The sequence below is a fragment of the Nonomuraea turkmeniaca genome (assembly GCF_005889735.1).
GTDB lineage: Bacteria > Actinomycetota > Actinomycetes > Streptosporangiales > Streptosporangiaceae > Nonomuraea > Nonomuraea turkmeniaca.
Window position 1 is genome coordinate 1 of the sequence record NZ_VCKY01000500.1, and the last position, 2,089, is coordinate 2,089.

Sequence of the window (2,089 nt, forward strand, 5' to 3'; positions counted from 1 at the left end):
GCGGACGGCTGCGCAGGCGGGCTGTTCGCCGGCCGCGCAGCTGACGACCAGCCCGCCGGCGAGCAGCACGCCGAGCAGAGCCGCTATGGCAGTGGCGCGGGCGATCATGTTCACGCGGAAGCCTTTCGAGGAGAGATGGGAGAGTTCGCTGTGGCGGGGCGGGGGTGCGAGCTCGCGCGTGTCTCGCGCCCGGCGTGCCGCGCAGTCATTTCTGCACCCTCGGCGGGCTGCGGTGTCCCGATGCGACGGACACCGCTTCATCAAGGCCACGTTCGTTGAGGGCGGCCCGGAGGTGTTTCACCTCGGCGGCAGGCGTGATCAAGTGCAGGGCGTTCGCCCACGGGTCGCTGCCGCTGGTGTGCTCCCCGATCACTTCGGCTGGGGCCACCGTGTACGCGAACAGGTCGAGCAGGCTTCGCATGCGGTCGCGCTCGTCGATGAGCTTGAGCATCTCGCGCTCGTGCTTCTCCTTCAGGCGGTCCAGCTCGGCCCGGAGTTCCTCCGCTTCCGTCAGCGACGGACGGCCGACACTGAGATCCTCGGGCCCGTCGGACGGCCTCGGCTGCGTCAGCGGTGTGCCCGTGTGCATGTGCAGGCGGAAGGCGTTCAGTACGACGTCCACGTTGTTCCATCGCTGGCTTCTGGCCTCGTGCTCGTCGCGTTCCCGTAAGAGGAAGCGCTCCACGTGCTCGATGGGGAGCCGCACGGTCCACCTCGGCGAGCAGATCTGGCACGTCCTGGCGGGCGTGAGCGACGAACGCTATGTCGTCAGCTGGGCGTTCGCTCAGGTTCGCCGAGATGATCTGGTCACCGGTGTCGCCCTGCCAGCAGATATGCGGATACTTTTCGGATGGCGTCCAGGGGCCAGGCGTGGCGGCCTGTTCACGAGCGGAGATTTCCGCGAGCCGCTCGTCGGGCAGCGGGCCGTTCTGGTCGGGGGCGGTCATGCGGAGAGCCTTTCGAGGAGAGCGAGGGGAGTTGCCGTGGCGGTGGGCGGCGCTGGGATGGTGCTCGTGTCGGCCGCCCTCGTGTCAGGGCGCCACCTCCATGGCCGCTGCTGAACCGGGACCTCGGGGGTTGAGCAGGTCATGCAGGCCAGGTGGCCTTCGGGCAGTTCGACCACGTGGTGGTCGCGGTGCCGGGTGTTGAACAGCCGGCGAGCGCGGGCGGCGTTGTAGCAGGCTCGGCAACGCCAGGCGCCGCTGTGGAGGAAGATGACGGTGCCGAAGGTCAGGTCGTGCAGGTTCTTTCTGCAACGGGCGGGGATCGGCTTCGGAGGGCGGACGCTGGGCTGGCGCTTCGGCGGCGGCCCGCCGTCGGGGCGACCGTGGTAGACCCAGCGTTGGTAGCACTGCGGGCAGTACCCCTTGACGATCTTGTCTGCGGGGGCGTCGCAGGCCGGGCATTGCCGTGGTGCGCTCGTGGGCGGCCTGCCGGTGCGCGGCCGGCGCGTGCCGGCGCGGTCACGCGGGGGCCGCCGGTCTTCCCGCTGGCGGCGTTTGGCCTGGTTGTACAGCTTGAAGGTGGCTTCGCAGCTGTCGCACGGCTGCTCGGCGCGGCGTTTGTGGCGGCGGTAGGCGGCGACGCTGCCGCACGGCTGCTCGTCCTTGCGGCGCCGGCCGCGGCCGGTGCGGATGGTCGCGTACGGCAGCAGGGCGGGGTCGATGCGGTCGGCGTGAGGAGGCCAGCTGTCCACGGCCCAGGCGAGCAGCGTGGTGGCAGGCTGGTCGTCCGGGACCATCGCCGCGAGCATGATCATGACGAGGGGGACGGTGTCCGCGGGAATCTGCTGGATGGTCCGCAGGGCGGCGTCGGGGCCGTCGTCGCGGATGACGCATGCCAGGTCGCAGGCTCGGCGGATCGCGTCGGAGGCGAGCTGATCGGCGTCGGCACGCGGCCCGGTGTCGGGCTGAGCAAGCGCGGCGGGCATGAGGTCACCTCCTGGGCGTGACGGTGAAGGTTTGGGAGCGGGGATCGGGCGGGTCAGGTAGCCGCGCGCCACGGCGCTGGTCACGGTCGCGATGGCACGCACCTGGGTGGTGAGGTTGCCGGCCAGCTCGTTGACGCTCTCGGTGAGCCGCTTCCACGT

General features: G+C 70.6%; 2 protein-coding genes. Both read right to left on the bottom strand.

Going from position 1 to position 2,089, the window contains the following annotated elements:
- Positions 1-205 precede the first annotated feature (205 nt).
- Positions 206-706, bottom strand: a complete 501-nt coding sequence (locus ETD86_RS54030; protein ID WP_138674337.1) for a hypothetical protein — start codon at positions 704-706, stop codon at positions 206-208.
- A gap of 237 nt (positions 707-943) precedes the next feature.
- The coding region (locus ETD86_RS54035; protein ID WP_138674338.1) for a hypothetical protein at positions 944-2,089 on the bottom strand (1,146 nt) is incomplete at its 5' end.